The organism is Chryseobacterium sp. 2P, assembly GCF_059579425.1.
Genome location: NZ_CM184194.1, coordinates 1,556,311 through 1,574,217, shown reverse-complemented (window position 1 = coordinate 1,574,217; position 17,907 = coordinate 1,556,311). Strand labels below are relative to the sequence as shown.

General features: G+C 35.4%; 20 protein-coding genes. 1 reads left to right on the top strand and 19 read right to left on the bottom strand.

What is annotated here, in order from left to right:
* Nucleotides 1-263 precede the first annotated feature (263 nt).
* Entirely contained in the window at nt 264-1,652 is a 1,389-nt protein-coding gene (gene lpdA / locus AC52CF_RS07180; RefSeq protein WP_214590221.1) for a dihydrolipoyl dehydrogenase, read from the bottom strand.
* A 282-nt stretch (nt 1,653-1,934) separates the two neighbouring features.
* Here lpdA and AC52CF_RS07175 point away from each other — a divergent pair, with 282 nt between their 5' ends.
* Entirely contained in the window at nt 1,935-2,807 is an 873-nt protein-coding gene (locus AC52CF_RS07175; RefSeq protein ID WP_214590222.1) for a hypothetical protein, read from the top strand.
* Nucleotides 2,808-2,867: 60 nt separating this feature from the next.
* Here the strand turns inward: AC52CF_RS07175 and AC52CF_RS07170 are convergent, their stop codons facing one another.
* The 18 genes from AC52CF_RS07170 to AC52CF_RS07085 form a co-directional block, all read right to left on the bottom strand.
* Nucleotides 2,868-3,128: a hypothetical protein gene (locus AC52CF_RS07170; protein ID WP_214590223.1), complete on the bottom strand. Its 261-nt coding sequence runs from the start codon at nt 3,126-3,128 to the stop codon at nt 2,868-2,870.
* 92 nt (nt 3,129-3,220) lie between these two features.
* Nucleotides 3,221-5,884 (bottom strand): beta-glucosidase, encoded by a 2,664-nt coding sequence (locus AC52CF_RS07165; RefSeq protein ID WP_214590224.1) that lies wholly within the window; start codon nt 5,882-5,884, stop codon nt 3,221-3,223.
* 260 nt (nt 5,885-6,144) lie between these two features.
* A complete protein-coding gene (locus AC52CF_RS07160) occupies nt 6,145-7,587 on the bottom strand; it encodes an alpha-L-fucosidase (RefSeq protein ID WP_290260535.1) in 1,443 nt (480 codons plus the stop codon).
* A gap of 186 nt (nt 7,588-7,773) precedes the next feature.
* The gene (locus AC52CF_RS07155) at nt 7,774-7,974 is read right to left on the bottom strand and encodes a DUF1731 domain-containing protein (protein ID WP_317195190.1); all 201 of its coding nucleotides are present in this window, start codon (nt 7,972-7,974) and stop codon (nt 7,774-7,776) included.
* 150 nt (nt 7,975-8,124) lie between these two features.
* Nucleotides 8,125-8,667 (bottom strand): NAD-dependent epimerase/dehydratase family protein, encoded by a 543-nt coding sequence (locus AC52CF_RS07150; RefSeq protein WP_317195191.1) that lies wholly within the window; start codon nt 8,665-8,667, stop codon nt 8,125-8,127.
* Between the two features lie 20 nt (nt 8,668-8,687).
* Entirely contained in the window at nt 8,688-9,365 is a 678-nt protein-coding gene (locus AC52CF_RS07145) for an ABC transporter ATP-binding protein (RefSeq protein ID WP_214591105.1), read from the bottom strand.
* A 3-nt stretch (nt 9,366-9,368) separates the two neighbouring features.
* Nucleotides 9,369-10,592, bottom strand: a complete 1,224-nt coding sequence (locus AC52CF_RS07140) for an ABC transporter permease (protein ID WP_214590226.1) — start codon at nt 10,590-10,592, stop codon at nt 9,369-9,371.
* A gap of 2 nt (nt 10,593-10,594) precedes the next feature.
* Nucleotides 10,595-11,731: an efflux RND transporter periplasmic adaptor subunit gene (locus tag AC52CF_RS07135; protein WP_214590227.1), complete on the bottom strand. Its 1,137-nt coding sequence runs from the start codon at nt 11,729-11,731 to the stop codon at nt 10,595-10,597.
* A gap of 21 nt (nt 11,732-11,752) precedes the next feature.
* Nucleotides 11,753-13,069: a TolC family protein gene (locus AC52CF_RS07130; protein ID WP_214590228.1), complete on the bottom strand. Its 1,317-nt coding sequence runs from the start codon at nt 13,067-13,069 to the stop codon at nt 11,753-11,755.
* 3 nt (nt 13,070-13,072) lie between these two features.
* Nucleotides 13,073-13,360: a cupin domain-containing protein gene (locus tag AC52CF_RS07125; protein WP_214590229.1), complete on the bottom strand. Its 288-nt coding sequence runs from the start codon at nt 13,358-13,360 to the stop codon at nt 13,073-13,075.
* A 15-nt stretch (nt 13,361-13,375) separates the two neighbouring features.
* Nucleotides 13,376-13,963, bottom strand: coding sequence for a TetR/AcrR family transcriptional regulator (locus AC52CF_RS07120; RefSeq protein ID WP_214590230.1), 588 nt, complete (start codon nt 13,961-13,963; stop codon nt 13,376-13,378).
* Nucleotides 13,964-14,101: 138 nt separating this feature from the next.
* A complete protein-coding gene (locus AC52CF_RS07115; RefSeq protein WP_214590231.1) occupies nt 14,102-14,806 on the bottom strand; it encodes a YqjF family protein in 705 nt (234 codons plus the stop codon).
* A gap of 107 nt (nt 14,807-14,913) precedes the next feature.
* Complete coding sequence (locus AC52CF_RS07110; RefSeq protein WP_290260547.1) at nt 14,914-15,399, bottom strand: SRPBCC family protein; 486 nt, start codon at nt 15,397-15,399, stop codon at nt 14,914-14,916.
* Between the two features lie 21 nt (nt 15,400-15,420).
* Entirely contained in the window at nt 15,421-16,233 is an 813-nt protein-coding gene (locus tag AC52CF_RS07105; protein WP_375182279.1) for a DCC1-like thiol-disulfide oxidoreductase family protein, read from the bottom strand.
* On the bottom strand, nt 16,230-16,646 hold the full coding sequence (locus tag AC52CF_RS07100) for a hypothetical protein (protein WP_375182280.1): 417 nt from the start codon (nt 16,644-16,646) through the stop codon (nt 16,230-16,232). Before AC52CF_RS07100 ends, AC52CF_RS07105 begins: the two co-directional genes overlap by 4 nt.
* A 12-nt stretch (nt 16,647-16,658) precedes the next feature.
* Nucleotides 16,659-17,027 (bottom strand): hypothetical protein, encoded by a 369-nt coding sequence (locus tag AC52CF_RS07095; protein ID WP_288461772.1) that lies wholly within the window; start codon nt 17,025-17,027, stop codon nt 16,659-16,661.
* A gap of 79 nt (nt 17,028-17,106) precedes the next feature.
* A complete protein-coding gene (locus AC52CF_RS07090; RefSeq protein ID WP_076396570.1) occupies nt 17,107-17,508 on the bottom strand; it encodes a hypothetical protein in 402 nt (133 codons plus the stop codon).
* A 7-nt stretch (nt 17,509-17,515) separates the two neighbouring features.
* Nucleotides 17,516-17,860 (bottom strand): hypothetical protein, encoded by a 345-nt coding sequence (locus AC52CF_RS07085; protein WP_375182281.1) that lies wholly within the window; start codon nt 17,858-17,860, stop codon nt 17,516-17,518.
* Nucleotides 17,861-17,907 lie beyond the last annotated feature (47 nt).

The window sequence follows — 17,907 nt, the reverse complement described above, 5'->3', positions numbered from 1 at the left end:
AACAAAGAAGAATCAAGAAGTTGATTTGATGAAGCACTATTTTCAGGCGTCGTGAAGCAAATTTTATTTGCCTATGCTTTCTAAGAATAATGTGTAAAGTTGAATTAAAACTTTGCGTGATAAAATAATCGAATCTTAAAATTTTAAATATCAAATTGAAACAGGCTTTTTAAAAGAGAAAAACCACAGACTCATGATCTGTGGTTTTGATATTTGATATTGTTAAACTTTGTCAAAGATTTCAACTTTGACAAAGTGAAAAATTAAATGTGAATTACTTCACCATACGCTGCCGCTGCAGCTTCCATAATGGCTTCAGAAACTGTAGGGTGCGGGTGAATAGATTTGATGATTTCATGACCTGTAGTTTCCAGTTTTCTGGCAACAACCGCTTCTGCAACCATATCTGTAACACCTTCTCCGATCATGTGGCAACCTAACCACTCTCCGTATTTTGCATCAAAAATAACTTTGATGAAACCATCCGTATTTCCGTTTGCTGTAGCTTTTCCACTTGCAGAAAGAGGGAATTTACCTACTTTAATTTCGTATCCTTTTTCTTTCGCCTGCTTTTCTGTAAGACCTACTGAAGCTACTTCAGGGTGACAGTACGTACATCCCGGAATATTGCCATAGTCGATTTTTTCAACGTGCATTCCTTTGATTTTTTCAACGCAGGTAATTCCTTCTGCTGAAGCAACGTGCGCCAAAGCCTGAGTAGGAATGATGTCTCCGATTGCATAATAACCCGGAACTGAAGTTTCGTACCATTCGTTTACCAAAACTCTTCCTTTATCGGTCTGGATTCCCACTTCTTCAAGACCGATGTTCTCGATGTTTGCGGCGATACCAACAGCAGATAATAAGATATCAGCTTCAAGAACGATGTTTCCTTTTGCTGTTTTTACGGTAGCTTTTACGCCTTCTCCGCTTGTATCAACGCTTTCTACTGAAGCATTGGTCATAATATCAATTCCTGATTTTTTCAGAGATTTTTCTAAATGTTTAGAAATTTCTTCGTCTTCTACAGGGACGATGTTTGGCATAAATTCTACAACGGTTACTTTTGTCCCCATCGTGTTATAGAAATCGGCAAATTCTACCCCGATTGCTCCGGAGCCTACAACGATCATAGATTTTGGCTGCTCAGGAAGAGACAATGCCTGTCTGTATCCGATTACTTTTTTACCGTCCTGTGGTAAGTTCGGTAATTCTCTTGAACGTGCTCCTGTTGCGATAATGATGTGGGTTCCTGTATACTCAGTTACTTTTCCTTCTTTATCTGTAACAGAAACTTTTTTACCTTTCTGTACTTTTGCAGTTCCAAGGATAACGTCGATTTTATTTTTCTTCATCAGGAATTCAATCCCTTTGCTCATTTTCGATGCAACGCCACGGCTTCTCTGAATTACGTTTGGAAACTCAAAACTTGCTTCCACTTTATTCAAACCATAATCTTCAGCATGGTTGATATAATGAAAAACCTGAGCCGATTTCAATAAAGCTTTCGTAGGAATACATCCCCAGTTAAGGCAGATTCCTCCTAAATTTTCTTTTTCAATGATTGCTGTTTTGAAACCTAATTGTGCCGCTCTGATTGCTGTAACGTATCCGCCAGGACCACTTCCGATGACAATAATATCGTAATTCATTAGTTTAAAATTTTTATGCGAATTTAAGGAAAAATATCGGATGTATTGCATTGTAACAAAATTGATGGACTACAGGATTTTGATATGATAAACAAAATAATCCCAAAAAAGTGAAATTTTTAATAAAATTTACAAATAATTTTAAAATATCCACATATAACCTTTTAAGATTGTATAAATAACAAAAATACAAACAAACTATTAAAAAATTGACACGCCAATATTGTTTTTATTTTGTTTTTTTTTAATTTTATCATCAATAACACAACAAAAACGACATTTATGAAAAAATTATTATCGATAATTGTATTTTCGGCATTATCCCTCAATGCACAAGTAGGAATCAACAAAAACCTACCAACAAGTACCCTAGATGTTAACGGATCCTTAAGTGCCAATTACAGACAAGTAACGGCTGCCACGTATACACTTGCGGACAACGATTGTTATGTGACCTATAACGGAACTGCAAATTCTACCTTTACGCTTCCGAATATCGGATCAGGATCGTCAAGTTATGCAGGAAGAGTTTATAAAATTAAAAACGTCTCTGCTTTTAATATCACGCTGCAGGCTTCAGGTGGCAATACACTAAGGGTTGACAATACCGCAGTATCTACTCTTACGATTCCTACAGGAGCCTATGCCGAAGTTGTAAACAACAACAATACCACGGGCGGAACATGGGATATTTCCTATGCCACTCTCCCAAGACCCAGCAATGTTGAAATTTACGGAGCTCAGCTATCCATTCCTCCACATGCCGGAGTAGCTGACTGGACGGGACATTCTAATACAGGATATGATACAGGAACAGGAACTGATGTATGGTGGGTTATCAGCAAAGCATCAACTTCATATATTGTTGGATCAGGATATTCAAATGCCAGCAGAATGACCATAGTGTATGAATATCAGGGAACTCCTTTTAACATCACTAATATGAATCCTATTCTTACAGCCGGAAATAACTCAAGTTTTCCGGATGTGTTTATTGCTTCTTTCGTAAATCTTGCCAATAACGGAACAGCGGGCAGAACAAGACTGACTGTTTCCGTAGCCCGTGTAGACTTTGTAGGGAATAACTTTACCAATAACAGTAACTGGACGGGAACATTCCTTTTAAATCTCTTGCTTTCAAGAAAAGTTTATTAGCATGAATTCATAAAAAATAGGCTGTCTTTTTGGGATAGCCTATTTTATTTTGCCCGGAAATTACATTTTTCTCAGTAATCTCTTCTGACTCTGATATTTTTCGTTCAAAGCTCTTAACTGATCCTGCTTCATTCTTTTAGTAGCAAGCGGATGATTTAAAATTGCTTTTTTCTCTGCGTTGTATCTTCTGTCAAGTTCTTTCGACTTGATGCTGATCAGTTCACTTTTTGAAGGATGAGGAGGTGCCGGCGGACGTTTTTGTCCGTAAGTATTCATTGATAATCCTACTAATAAAACGGCTGATATAAATAAATTTTTCATAACATTTTACTTTTTTGAATGAATTCGTGATGAATTCATTCGCGTTCGGAGGAAATATTACATATATCATACCATAATTTTTTTACGCCGAACTACTCAACTTCAATATTGTGTTTCAAAGGAAGATTTTTGGAAGAGTTTCCGACAAAGATTCTGTATGTTCCTTTTTCGACAATCCAGTTCATTTTTTCATCTAAAAACTGTAATTCTTTCGCCGGAACTGTAATTGAAATCTGTTTGGATTCTCCGGGTTTCAGATATACTTTCTGAAATCCTTTCAGTTCAATAATCGGTCTTGAAACCGAAGCCAGCAGATCTTTTACGTAGAGCTGAACCACTTCACTTCCTGCTTTTGAACCTGTATTTTTAACGGTTACTTTTGCTGTAATGACATCATTTTTAGAATATTTTGTTTTATTTAATTGTAAATCTGAGATTTCAAAAGTGGTATAGCTTAATCCGAAACCGAAAGGATATAAAGGTTCGCCACTCAGATCATAATAGTCGTTTCCGCGTCCTGTAGGATGATGATTGTAGGTTAAAGGCAGCTGCCCTTCCTCAACAGGGAATGTTATCGGCAGTTTTCCTGAAGGATTTTCTTCTCCGAAAAGCACTTTTGCCACTGCGTTTCCGCCTTCTTCTCCGGGATACCAGACATCCAGAATCGCTCCGACTTTCTCTTTCCAACCTATTGTTTTTATGGCAGAACCACCAATCAAAACAACCGTTGTCGGTTTATTTAATTTTGATAATTCATGGATGAATTTTTCCTGATTTCCAGAAAGACTCAACGAAGAGCGGTCCTGAAATTCCCCTTCATGAATTCCGGCTGTCACGATAATGTAATCTGCATTCTGAGCCTGTTTCAAAGCATCATTAAAATCTTTTTGATAGTCATATAAGCCATAGTTCCAGATCAGTTCAATGTTCGCTTCTCCCCTGTTTTCGTGAAATTCAACCACAATATCATATTTCTGACCTTTATTAAATTCTACCTCAACCGTTTTTGTTGAATAGCTCAGCTTTTCCCAATGGTCAATTAACAATGAACCGTTTAAAATCAATCTGAAACCATCATTTCCTCTTAAACCTAACTGATATTTTCCCGATTTTGGAGCTTCCAGTTTTCCTTTCCAGCGAACACTGTAGTTATCTGGCTGCAATTTTTCAGGATTAGGCGAATACAAAGTCCACTTGAAATTCAGTTGTTCGTCCTGTTTTTCAAAAGCGGGATCTCCATTTAATTCAGAATTTGAAAAATAACTTCCCTTCAACCCTTTTTGATTTTCAGAAGACAAAACTTCAGCAGGAACGGTCATAAAATCCTTTACATTCCAGTCGATTCCCTTTGAATAAGCGATTTCGATATTTTTATTTTTGGCAAAATTTTTAATGCCGTCCAAAATGCTGACCTTTTTATTTCCCGGCCCCGAATAACCACCCAATCTTGCATCAACAGCATCTGTTCCGACAACTAAAATCTTTTTATATTTTTCTGAAATCGGAAGAGTATGATTATTATTCTGAAGCAACACAAAAGATTCTGCCGCAGCTTTTTCCGCCAATGTTTTGTGATTGATTTTTTTTAATTCTGCAATGTCTTTGTTGGAAACGTAAGGATTTTCAAACAAACCGAGTTCAAATTTTGCCCTCAAAACTCTCGCGACTGCATCATCAATTCTTTCCTGAGAAATTCTTCCATCCAAAAACGGAGGAATAAAAAGTTTGTAATGTTGATATTCTGTCTGAAAAATCACATCAAGCCCCGCATTGATTGCCTGTGCAGAGGCATCATCGTAATCTTTTGCCGTAAAATGTAACACATTGGCTCCTCCGACTGCACTTGCATCGCTGATGACAAATCCTTTAAAATTCCAGTCTTTTTTTAATTTCTCTGTTAACAGCCAATGATTTGCCGTTGAAGGTCTTCCGTCAAGCAAATTGTAGGAAGTCATTACCGAACGGCTTTTTCCCTGTTGGAAAGCTTTCTGAAAAGGAATCAAATGGGTTTCCTCCAAATATCTTCTGCTCCAGTGAATCGGATAAGAATCTCTTCCGCCTTCTCCAACGTTGGCTAAAAAGTGTTTCGGAGTGGTAATAATTCCCTGATTTTCAAAAGAACTGACGAAATTTACCCCCATTACGGAAGTCAGAAACGGATCTTCCCCGTATGTTTCTTCCGTTCTCCCCCATCGTACATCGCTTGCTAAATTGACAACCGGCGTTAAAATCTGACGGATTCCTCTCAGTTTAGATTCTTTTGCAATAGCCCTTGAAACTTGTTTCATCAATTCAGGATTGAAAGTTGCGGATAAACCAATTGCCTGTGGAAAAGCAGTTGCACCTTCACGCATTAATCCATGCAAAGCCTCATCAAAAGGAATAATCGGAATTCCCAATCTTGATTCTTCCACAAAATATTTCTGAATGGCGTTGATTTTTTTTGCGAGTCTTTCTGCATCTTCATTGGCGTTGTATTTCAGCATTTGTCCTGCAACTCCGCCTCCCTGATTTCCTGCGCTCACCTGCAAACCGAAAATTCCGTATGAATACTGACCTTTCGGAACGTTATCTAGATCTCCGGGAATCATAAAGCACTGCCAGAATTTTTCTTCGGGCGTCATGCGTTTCAATAAATCCTGAACTCTGGCTTCAACAGGCTGTTTGGGGTCTTTGTAAAGTGTTTTTTGAGCTGAGATGAATACCGTGCTCAACAATGAAATTCCTATAATTTTAAATCGAAGTTTTAAAGACATCGCAAAATAATTTTGTTTTAAATATTTTCTTTTTTCCTTGATGAAAAAAGAAACAAAAAATCAAGACATGGAACTCTCCGCTAAAAAAAAAATCTGCTCTCTAAAAATTCTAAAACCCGCGCGAATTCAATGTTGGTTTTTCAGTTCAATAATTGTGTCGCGCTCAAACAGTAGAATTTTCTTAACGTTCACAGACTTTATTTTCTTAACGCTTCGATTTCCTAGGTCGTTTTTTGATATATAGCAGTCCTCAATCTGAACTATCGTGTAATCTGGATTACGGTTGAATATTTTAATTGATTTCTTTCTTTGGGTAAATTGATTTCAATTGAATTTCCAGATTGTTTCCACTGAATTTTATGGGATAAACCTAAAATTTTCAATGATTTTAGTTTAAAATTTTCCGGAATTGCAAAATTTAACGTAGAAGGAGCGAGATAATTTACTTTTTCATCCAGATGAAAAATATTCACTGTTTTTCCGTCTTTGCTTTTGGTGTAGTAAAAATTTCCGTCATGATAAGGGGCAATACTTCTTGTTGCAAAAACAGCCGACTGATTTTTATCCATCCAACTTGAAATTTCTTTCAGTCTTTCGTAAACAATGGAATCGTAGTCTCCATTGGGTCCGGGAGCAATATTCATGAGGTAATTTCCGCCTCTTGAGATGATTTTAATTAACGTTTCGATAATTTTCTGAGAGGATTTATAATTGTCATTGGGAACATAGGAAAAGGAATCCCCCATTGTGATGCAGCTTTCCCAGGGAATGGAAAGTGGTTTTTCGGGAACCGCCTGTTCCGGTGTTACGTAATTTTCCCATTTTCCGGGAACGGTACGGTCTACGACAATGATTCCGGGTTGGTTTTTACGCGCCATTGTTCCGATTTTATCCATATCGATGTCCTGTTCAACTTTGATGGTTCTCTGCCATTCTACATTAGGATCGATGGTATTAAAGGGACGAACCCAGCCTCCGTCTAACCAAAGAATGTCAATTTTGCCGTAATTGGAGGTGATTTCGTTGAGTTGGTTAAAGGTAAAGTTTTTAAAACTGTTCCATTTTTCCGGATATTTTTTAGGATCGTAGTTTACATTTCGGTCTTTTGGCGGAAAATACGACCACCAGTAATCGTCGGAATGCCAATCGGGTTTTGAAAAGTAAGCTCCGATTTTAAACCCGCTATTTCGGAATGTATTGAAAATTTCTTTTGTTACGTCTGCTTTCGGATTTTTGGAAAAAGGCGTTTTGGAAGAAGTAATTTTGTAATCAGACTGTTGGGTATTAAACATTGCAAAACCGTCGTGGTGTTTTGTGGTAAAAACCACATATTTCATTCCTGCTTTTTTCGCTGCTTCTGCCCATTTCTGTGGATCGAACTGAACCGGATTGAAAGTAGTCTGAAGATTTTCATAGTTTTTTACGTATTCATAGTACGATTTTCCGTGTTCGGGTTTTCTTTGTGTCCATGATTCGTCTTCGGGACAAAGGCTCCAGCTTTCGACAATTCCCCATTGACTGTAGGTTCCCCAATGCATGAAGAGTCCGAATTTTAAATCCTGCCAGTTTTCCAGATTTTGAACAACAAGCGGATCGGTAGGTTTCTGATAGCCTTCAGAAACATTGTGAGCCTGAGAAAAAAAAGCGGATGACGTAAGAAATGATGAAAGGATTATGGCTTTTGCTTTTTGTCTGATGAACATTGACGTTTAGTTTTTGCTAATTTAATATTTCACCGTAAATTTTTAACTACAAAAGGCATAAAAGATTAGAAACACATTAGAATTTAAGATTATTATCACATTTTCTATAGAAGAACACATTAGTTTTTGAAAATCAAATATTTTCTGTTGCATTGGTTTCTCATTCCTTTCATTTTTATTTTTACTTTAAACCAAATCGTTAAATGCAGATTCAATATTTGAATAAGTAAATTCAAACCCACTTTTGATTAATTTTTCAGGGTAGACATTCCGACTTTTTAATAGTAATTCGGTTTCGGTGTTTAAGAATATTGATGCGATTTCCAGTTGCCAAACCGGAGCATTCAATCCAAATGGAATTTTCATTTGTTTTCTTAATTTTTTCATGAATTCTTCGTTGGATAACGGATTTGGAGCTGTAATATTGATAGTTCCTGAAATATTTTCATGTTCAATAATGAACGCTACTGCTCTGCAAAAATCTTCGATATGAATCCAGCTTACGTTTTGGTTTCCTCTTCCCTGTTTTCCGCCTAATCAGAATTTGGTGAGCATTTTCAGTTTTGGAAAAGCACCGCCGTTATTTCCTAAAACGATGGAAGTCCGTAACGCAACTTTTCGTAGATTTTCTGTTTCTGATTTAAAAAATTCATTTTCCCAGCTTTTACAGATGTTCATGGAAAAATCGTCACCGATGATTCCATTTTCTTCTGTGTTTAATTGCTTTTCTGAATGAACGTAAATGGTTGCGGAACTGGAATTGAGCCAGATTTTGGGTTTATGGATACATTCGTCAATTGCCTGCCGAAGAACTTTAGTGCTTTCAATTCTTGAATTGTAAATTTCTTTTTTGTTGTTTTCCGTATATCTGCAATCGACGGATTTTCCGGCAAGATTGATCAGAACATCAGAATTTTCGAGTATTTTTTTCCATTCGCCCAAAGTTTTGGCATCCCAATACAATTCATTTTTCTGTTTTGGGTTTCGGGTTAAAATATATACTTCGTTTCTTTTTTCGGTAAAATATTTTTCGAGATTTTTGCCTAGAAAACCTGTTCCGGCAGCAATGATTATTTTCATCTGAATTCTATTGTGCGTATTTATTTTTTGATAATTTCTCCGTCTTTCATCTCAATAATCCGGTCACTTTTGCGGGCAAAATCATCATCATGAGTAACTGCAATAATCGTCTGACCGTAGGTTTTGGTAAGCTCCTGAAAAATATCAAAAACAATGTCTGTATTCTTGCTGTCGAGGTTTCCTGTCGGTTCGTCTCCCATGATAATCAACGGATCATTGATGAGTGCTCTGGCGATTGCAACACGTTGCTGCTGTCCTCCTGAAAGTTTGCTTGCCGGCTTCAGAGCCTGATCTTTCAGCCCCAGCATTTCCAGTTTCTCATAAGCTTTGTGTTCAATTTCTTTTTCGTTTAATCTTCCAAGTTTTAATGCAGGAATCATTACATTTTTCAGGCAAGAAAATTCAGGGAGTAAATAATGAAACTGAAAAACAAATCCTATTTTTTCGTTCCGCAGTTCTGCAAGCTTATCTTTGTTGAGACCTGTTGTAAGCTGATTATCAATATAAAGATTCCCTTTATAATCTGTATCCATCGTAGAAAGGATGTACAACAGGGTAGATTTCCCGCTTCCGGATTTCCCGATCATGGAAAGGAATTCCCCTTTTTGTACTTCAAATTCTATGTTTTTGAGTACCTGAAATTCAACAGGATCGTGAAAAAATTTATTTACCTTTTCTGTTTTTAAAATTGTGGTCATCATTTATTTTCTAAATATTTCTACCGGATCTATACCTGCTGCTTTTTTAGCAGGAATATATCCCGCAAAAAAAGTAATTCCCAAGCCAATTACAATTCCCTGAATGTATTTTACGGGTTCATAGTCTATGGGAAAATAACCAATATCGCCGCCAAGATACACTCTTTTTAAAATGGTAATGAGAACAGTAGCTAAAATAATTCCTCCTATTACTCCCATGATTCCTATAGAAATTGCCTGCATCACAAAAATGCGGATCACATCTTTACCTTTGAAACCAATCGCTTTTAAGATCGCTATGTCATTAATTTTCTGTGATACCGTCATGTTCAGAATATTGTAAATTCCAAAACCTGCAACCAACAAAATGGTAAGTGAAACGAATGAGATAATCAGTTTCCGCATTTTATTAGCTGCCATTAATGTCTGATTGGCTTCCTTCCATCCTTCGGCTTTATATCCTGTAATCTGCGTCAGTTTTTTTGCCATATCTCCTGCAGTCTCCGGATCGGTAACATTTACATTAATATCGGTTATGTAGGAATTTCCTTCTTTTAGTAACTGCTGTGAGGAAGCGAGATTAATGTATGATTTTGTTTTGTCTACCGCAGAATTGTTGGTTTTGAAAATCCCGATCAGTTTAAAGGTTCGGTTAACACCTCTTGAAGATGTTAAATTGATATTATCGCCTACTTCAACATTCATTTTTTCTGCAATTCCGCTTCCGATAATAATTCCGTTGGGATTGGATTTTAAGAGATCATATTTTCCTTCTACCATAAACGATTTTATATCGTACATAAGGTTGGCTTCATCGGGATTTATCCCCGCTGCAATACCCGAAATCTGAGATTTTCCGTTATTGTAAAAAACACTCGCATTTACCTGTGGAGCAGCAACGGTTACTTCTTTCTGCTTTAGAATGGTTGCTAAAATTAATTTCGGGTTGATGATCGTATTGTTATCGGGAACTACTTTCGGATTGATAATGATGAAGTTTCCTGCCTTGTTTTCGGGTAAAACCCTGCTTATTTCATCATCTTTGTATACTCTGATGTGGGAAGTGTTTCGGAAAACGGAGGCGTTGGAAGTCCTGTCGAAACCTACCAGAAGACAGTTCATGAAAATATAGACAGACATTCCCAATAACACTCCCAAAACGGCAACTGCGGTAAGCTTTTTATTGGAAAAGATATAGGTTTTTGAAATAAGAGAATTGATGTTCATACTTATGGTTTTAGAGGAAGTAAAACATCATCTTTCGTAATTCCTGAAAGTACTTCTACATAATCTGTGGAAACAATCCCTGATTTTATGATTACCGGCTGTTCTTTTCCTTTCACGTTTACTTTATTTCCATATCCCATCAGTTCTCTCGGGATGAGTAGTGCATTTTTCTTTTCTCCCACCAAAACATTGGCTTCAAGCTGTGTTCCGAATAAAGATGCATTCAATGTATTATCAAAAGTAACTTTGCAGATAAACGACTGGGTCTGTTCGTTAAAAGCGGATAGAATCTCGGATATTTTTCCGTTGTATACTTTATTTTTGTCTGTATTTAGTTTTACGTAAACAGTCTGCCCGACTTTGATTTTCCCGATGTTATTTTCGTCTACATTGAGTACGGCTTCCACCTTCTGATCATCGGCAATCGTGGCGATTATATCTCCTTTCCGCACATAATCTCCTTTCGACTTCAGCTTTTTAATTACTGTTCCGCTCACAGTTGCCGTGATGTGATTAAAACCCCGGACAATTCTGCTGTTTTCCGCCTGTCCTTTTGATGCAATTTTCTGAATTTCAGCCTGCTGCAATATCTGTAATTTCTGTTTTTTCAGCGCATTTAAGCTGGATAAGGAATTTTTTGCAGTAAGCTGCATGTTTTCATATTCTACCTTTGCCACGCTTTGGCTTTTGTAGAGTCTTTCGTAACGTTCTGCCTGAATTTTATCCTGAGTATATTTGTTTTCGGCAAACTGAATATTCTGTTCTAACTGCTGAATCTGAGGTGAATTTGGGGTAAGATTTTCATTGGAAATTGCCAGTTGTTCATTGGCGATTTCGGCATTCACTTCGCTTGATCTGTTATCAATATCCGCTACATTTTTTCCTTTTGAAATTTTATCTCCTACTTCAAAATCTGCATTCAACAATATTCCATCGGATTGCGCGGTAAGATTGTAAGCGTTTTCCCATTCTAAATCTCCCGATGCAAAGACAAGCTCTTTTATATCCTGAACAACGGGTTTTACTTCTTCCTTTTTTGCGCAGGAAAATAAAAAAAGTATAAAAAAAAGAGCTAAAACTGATGTTTTCAGCCTGTATTTCTGATGGGATAATTCTGAATAATTTCTTTCTGTATTCATTGGGTTGTCTTTTTGTGAACTTTAAAATCTATTGCTGATTTCTATTTTAGCTTTGGCAAAACCAATATTTGCCAGTGAATAAACAACATTAAGCCGGCTTGTTAACATATCATTCTGTGAAATGAGCAATTTATCCAAAGGCAGGATATTTTCTTTAAACTGATTGAAGTTTTTTTCATAGGTGTCTTTCTTCAGAGTGTAAATTTTTCTGAAATTTTCGTTTTGCAGAAGGGCTTTTTCATATTCCAGAATCATCTGCTTATTTTTGTTTTCGTTTTCTTTTTTGCTGAATTCCTGATTGTTTTTCGCGATTTCCAGTTGAATTTTCTTGGATTTTAGGTTAGAATACTTGGTAACGGTCGTAGGCAAATCGTAGGATAATTTTAACCCGATATAATTAAAATTGATCCAGTCGGAATTCTTAGAGAAAGCAAAATCATTGCTCAGATTCTGCCAGTTGAAAGATGAAATAAAACTAAGGACGGGATAATTCTGAAATTTTAATCCATTATATTCCTGTTCGGATAATTCATATTGTAGTTTTGCATTTTCTGCCAAAAGACTGTTTTGTGTGGTTAGAGGCGAATTGCTGTTTTCGTAAGTCCACAAATCTTCAGAAAGTGTCGCGTTTATAGTATTTTCAAGAAATAAATTGAAGGTCTGAACCTGAATTTCTGTATTCAGCTCTATTTGCTGAAGCTTGTCCTGCAAGGAAATCAAATTGGTTTCAGCCTCATTTACCTCCTGTTTTCTTGCAATTCCTTCTGTGAATTTGTTCTGAATGATTCTGAGAATATCTTTGGCAATAATAATATTTTCTTCGAGTATTTTTTTCTGCTCATTAAAGGAAAGAATGTTAAAATATACCATATTGATCTGGTCATATACATTCTGTTCGTTAATTTTGTTCTGATTGTCAACCAGAAGCTGATTGGTTTTTGCCGATTTAATCTGGGCGTAATTTGCTAAATTAATGATATCAAATTGTGGCTGAATGCTGAAAGTAGATGCATATTGCTGACCAATCGTTACTTCTTTAAAAGTTCCCTGCGGCTGCCCGAAAATCTGTCCCGGTAAAAAGCTGACCTGCTGGGTAATATTATCCAGTACCTGTGCAGATGCTGGAATTTTGGGATTCAGCAGATTTAATTTTGCGGTTTTTCTTGTTAAGTCTGCTAATCGGGTCTGCCATTCGGCATTTTTAAACTGATGATTTGTGGCTTTGGCATATTCCAGAACTTCTTTAAAAGAGGTGAATTCTCTTTTTTCCTGTCCATTTATAACGCTGAAAAAAATCAGGAAGACAAAGGATGTATATAAAAACTGAGACCTTTTCATAGGTTATTTTATAAGAAGCAGATTACAGTTTTCGATACCATCCACCCAATGTTTTACATCTGGTTTTATTTCTGTAAAATCACCGGAAACCAGAGATATTTTGGTGTTGTTTTCATCTTCATAAACGGCTTCTCCGGATATACATAGAAGCATTGCAGGAACTTTTGTGATATGTTCTTTCAGCCTGTTGTTCTTCAGGATCTGCAAGGAAATAACTTTACCTTCGGAAGCAGAAAAGATTGTTTTAGCCTGTACTCCGGAACTGTCTTCATGTAATTTTTTCAGGTTCATTGTATTTTTTTTATTTTAGTTTTTAATAAGTGTTAATAGGCCTTTCATGGTTTTCATTCCTTTTTCGGTAATATCAAAACTGAAATCTGCCATTTTCCATTTCAGCATTTGTAATCTGAAGGTTCCCATCATGATATGAACCATATCTTCGGTATCAATTTTATGGGTAAAGAAATGATTTTGTTTTCCGTTTTCAATGAGTTCTATGAGGAATTTAGAATTTCTCTGTATTAAATTTTTTATGCTTTGCTTTATCACTTCCGAACTATCCATCAATCCATCGGAAAGAATAACCGCAATATAATGGGGATTATCTTTAAAGAACTGAAACTGGCTCCCGAAAACAGCAAGATATTTTTCTTCTCCGTTGAGATCTGAGCTCATAATCTTTGTAAATCTTTCGTTGATATTTTCTGCCAGATATTGAATTAAGAGTGAAATTATTGACTCTTTATCCTTAAAATGTCTGTAGAGAGCACTTTCAGAGAAACCGATTTCAGCAGCTAAATTTTTTGTCGTAAGACCCACAATTCCTTTCTCCATCAAGATTTTACCCGACGCTTTGATAATTTCAATCTGCCTGTTTGTAATATCTAATTTCATGCATTCTATTAAAGTTAGTGAATATTCACTCTCCAAATTTAGCATTTATTTTTATTCGGACAATATTCTGATTTTGTGTTTTTTATCATATAACTGATTTTAGCCGTAAAAGAAAGATATTTGTAATTTATAAATCATTTAGATCACATATTTTTTTGTTTTTACTTCAATTTCAGAACCTTCTGCAAGCATTACAGAAATTGGGTTCCTATGATTTAAACATTCAAAATCATTACCGTATACTTTCTGAAAATCTATTTCTAACTGATAGTTTTTGATTAAATAATAATCCCATTTCGGATGGCAGACTTGATATTCTGATGTTTTATTTTCTTTTTTTGTGAAACCGTAATAATGTTCAGTAATGAACTCAAATTCAGAATTGTTTTCCATTTTTAATGGTTCACTTTCTGCACTGATCTCTATTGAATGCCATTCTTTATCTTTCCAAGAGTATTTTATCAGCAGTTCTTGATCTTTTTGATGAATGATATTTTTCATCGGCATTGTTTTATAATTTTCTTTGTAAACCGAATTTGCCACAAAACTCAAAGCCGGTTTAGGAACAATTTCTTTGATGAAAACAACTCCTCTTTTCCAATCATTGCCTTCTTTTTTCTTTACATAAAATCTTAAATTTACTTCTTCGAAATTTCTGTGAAAAGGAATCGGAAGTCCGAGTAATTTTGTATTTAAAAACATAAACCCGACTACACTTACATAGCATTTTCCCTTGTAAAAATCGAGTTCTGTACCTTTTGGAAGATATTTCTGTAGAATTTCGGGTTTAATTTCGTAATTGATGATGGCTAGTTTTCGCCATTCGGCTTTTAGGAAGTTCATGACTTTGGTTGATTGTTGTTAGTTGAAAGTTGATGGATTTAAATATTGAGATGCTTTCCTTAGTCAAGCTCAGGATAAACTTACAGCTTAGCATGACATCGCTAATACTAAACGTTTCGACGCTCGCTTCGCTCACGCTTCTGCTTATTTTCTGCAACAGTTTTTATTAATTTGTTTCTCTCTAAAAGAAAGTTTTTCATGTAATTTTTAAGAAACAGAGCATCAAAAATTTTTCCGATGATCCCGAAAGGGGAATGAAATTCGAAGATGTCTGTCATGATTGTGTTTTTACCTTCCTGCCTGAAAATATGCTGATGTTTCATGGATTTGAAAGCACCCTGCAACATCATATCTGTGAAATGATGAGGCCTTTTCATACTGATAATTTTTATAGTCAAGGTTTGACAGAATCCTAAATGTTTTGCTCTCCACGTTACCGTTTCGCCTTCTTCAATGAGTCCTGAAGTTCGTCCTGCGATTGCTTTTTCTCCTGTTTTAAAAGTTGATTCCTGATGAAGATCGATGTCTCTTGCCAGATCAAAAACGGTCTGAATGTCTGATTTGATGATGGTATCTAAATAGATTGTTGACATTTTAAAAATATTTTTTAGTTTTTAAAGATTCATCCAGATTAAGATGGCTAAAACAGTCAATCTGAAAACAATCCATGAAATGGTCGGAAGAAGGTTTAATTTTAAAATTCTGCTTCTTCTGAGATGTTCTGAAAACATGACAAAAACCACAATTCCGAAGTAGATAACTGATGCATTTGCATTGATATTAAGAAATAAAGCCGGAATCAGAAGTAAAGTTCCGATTAAAGAAACCGTCATCATATTTCCGAGGTAATTCCAGATTTTCTCTTTTAAATAAGTTTTTAAAATTAAAGTCTGCCAAACGATTTGTCCGCAACAGATTGCAAATTCTCTCCAAAAATTCTGAGTGAGGTTTAATCCCAATTTAGATGAAAATATGCTTAAAATATATCCTGAAAAAATGACCACAAAAGCGATGTAAGCCAATCTGTATTTTAGATTGAAATCCGGAACACAAGCTGTTTCCGTATCGTCATTTTTCGAAGGGATGATCTGTTTTCGGTTATAAGAAACGAAGGAATACATCTTTTTGAAAAACCAATATAAAGGCTGAATCATCGCTATTTTTTCAAGCTTTGGAAACGAATTTCCTATGATTAACAAAAGACTGTCTAAACCGTAAATCACTGTATTTTTTTCGTGATCGACTAAAGCGATTTCGTTTTTTGCGCGGTTGAAATCAATGATGTCATTATTTTCGAAACTCAGATCTGTAAAAGCTTCTCTTCCGTTTTCATCGAGCATTCCGCATTTGATGAAGCCTTTTGAATAGATGTTGCACATAGGACATTCATTGTCGTAAATGAGGATGTGGTTTTTGAGGGTTTTCATGGTTGTTCGTTTATACTATTTTTAGCATCAAAAAAACTGATCATTAAAGACTGAATAATAAGAATGGGTGAAAGAAATATCCAAGACATTACCATTAATTCAAAAATATTTTTCAGGTTTTGTTTAGTGTCTTCAAACTTTAATAATGATGATAAAATCAGGATTAAAAAACCGATTACAACATAGCTTGAAATAAAAACATATACTTTTCTGGAATCTGTTTTTACATATTTGTTACTGAAAGTCTTGATAATATTCAGAGAATATTGTGCAACGGCTATCAGGAAAAATTCAACTATTATTACTACTCCTAAAAATTCCTGTTTTGTAATTATTGCTGCAAGAATTGTTGCAAGAAACAGTAATATTAGCGATTGCTGGATTCTGAGATCATATGTAAGAATAGTTTTCATGATCCTGTTTTTTTAGTATTCATAAGTTTTATAACAATCTATAATGTAGAGGATTGCAAGTACCGGACTGTAAAATACTGATGCGATTAAAATATATCCGAAAAAATTGGTGACATCATTATTGTTATTAAAAGCCAAAATAATCAGCCATGAAATCCAAACAGGCATTATAAAAATTCCGTAGACAATATATAGCCAAGATTTCTTTGTTTTCTGAAAGGCTCTGCTGATAAAACTAATCAACTGAGGTATTCCCACTATGAAATAAAAAAGAAAAACAGTAGCATTTTCAAAAACAACAATTCCTAAGAATACCAAAATAAGTCCGATTACAAGGAATGAAAGTTGAATATAAAAGTCGTTTTTAATAGAAGTTTTCATGGTTATTGGATTTTAAAGGTTCAAAAAATCTCCTCTCGTTCTCTTTTTCTGGATTTTGAAGGTGAAATACATCCAGATTTTAAATAGCAGTGTTTTCATTTTTGATGATTTTATCTTTGTTCATGGCGTGTTTACGACCTTTCAGGAAAAGAAGCAGGTTCAGAAGCATCATTACTCCGAGATAGATGGAAAATCCTCCGATTTTTTCGCTTAAAGCAACAACCAGTCTTTCAATGGTTTCAATTTGAAAAAATTCAATGATACAAAGGGCAAAACCGAGATTTAAAAGGTAAAAACCGATCTTGAATAAAGAGTTGGTTGCCATTGCAATGTCTTCTTTCTGATGAAAAATATCGATCATAAACGCTTTGGAATTTTTAAAGAGAAACTGGGAAACCAATACAGTAAGGAGGATTACAATTGGCAGATAGATCATGTATGCCTGAAAATTGTACGTTGTGGTAAGAGCTGTTGCATTCATAGTTTTATTATTTTATGGTTAAATTTTTTCTTAAAAAGTAAAGTGCGAAAATGTTCATAAAGTGCAGCACACATAAAATCAAGGTGATATAACCGATTCTGACTGCTGTCACAGATAACATTTTTTCCATAGAATCTACTTTTTCCCAATGCGTCAGATTTAATGCGATGTACCCGAGATTGATCAGATAATAACATCCCAAAAGAATCCTGTTGATCGTTAAACAAAGATCCGCATCATGAATAAGATAGTTCAGGTAATGTTTTCCTGCGTTGTAGCATCTTCTTCCGACATCAATGGTTATGTAGGAACTGACGGATAGAAAAAGTAGATATGAAATAATATTGAACATTTTATAAATATTATATTTTCAATAAATTTTGAAATTTAATCTCAAAA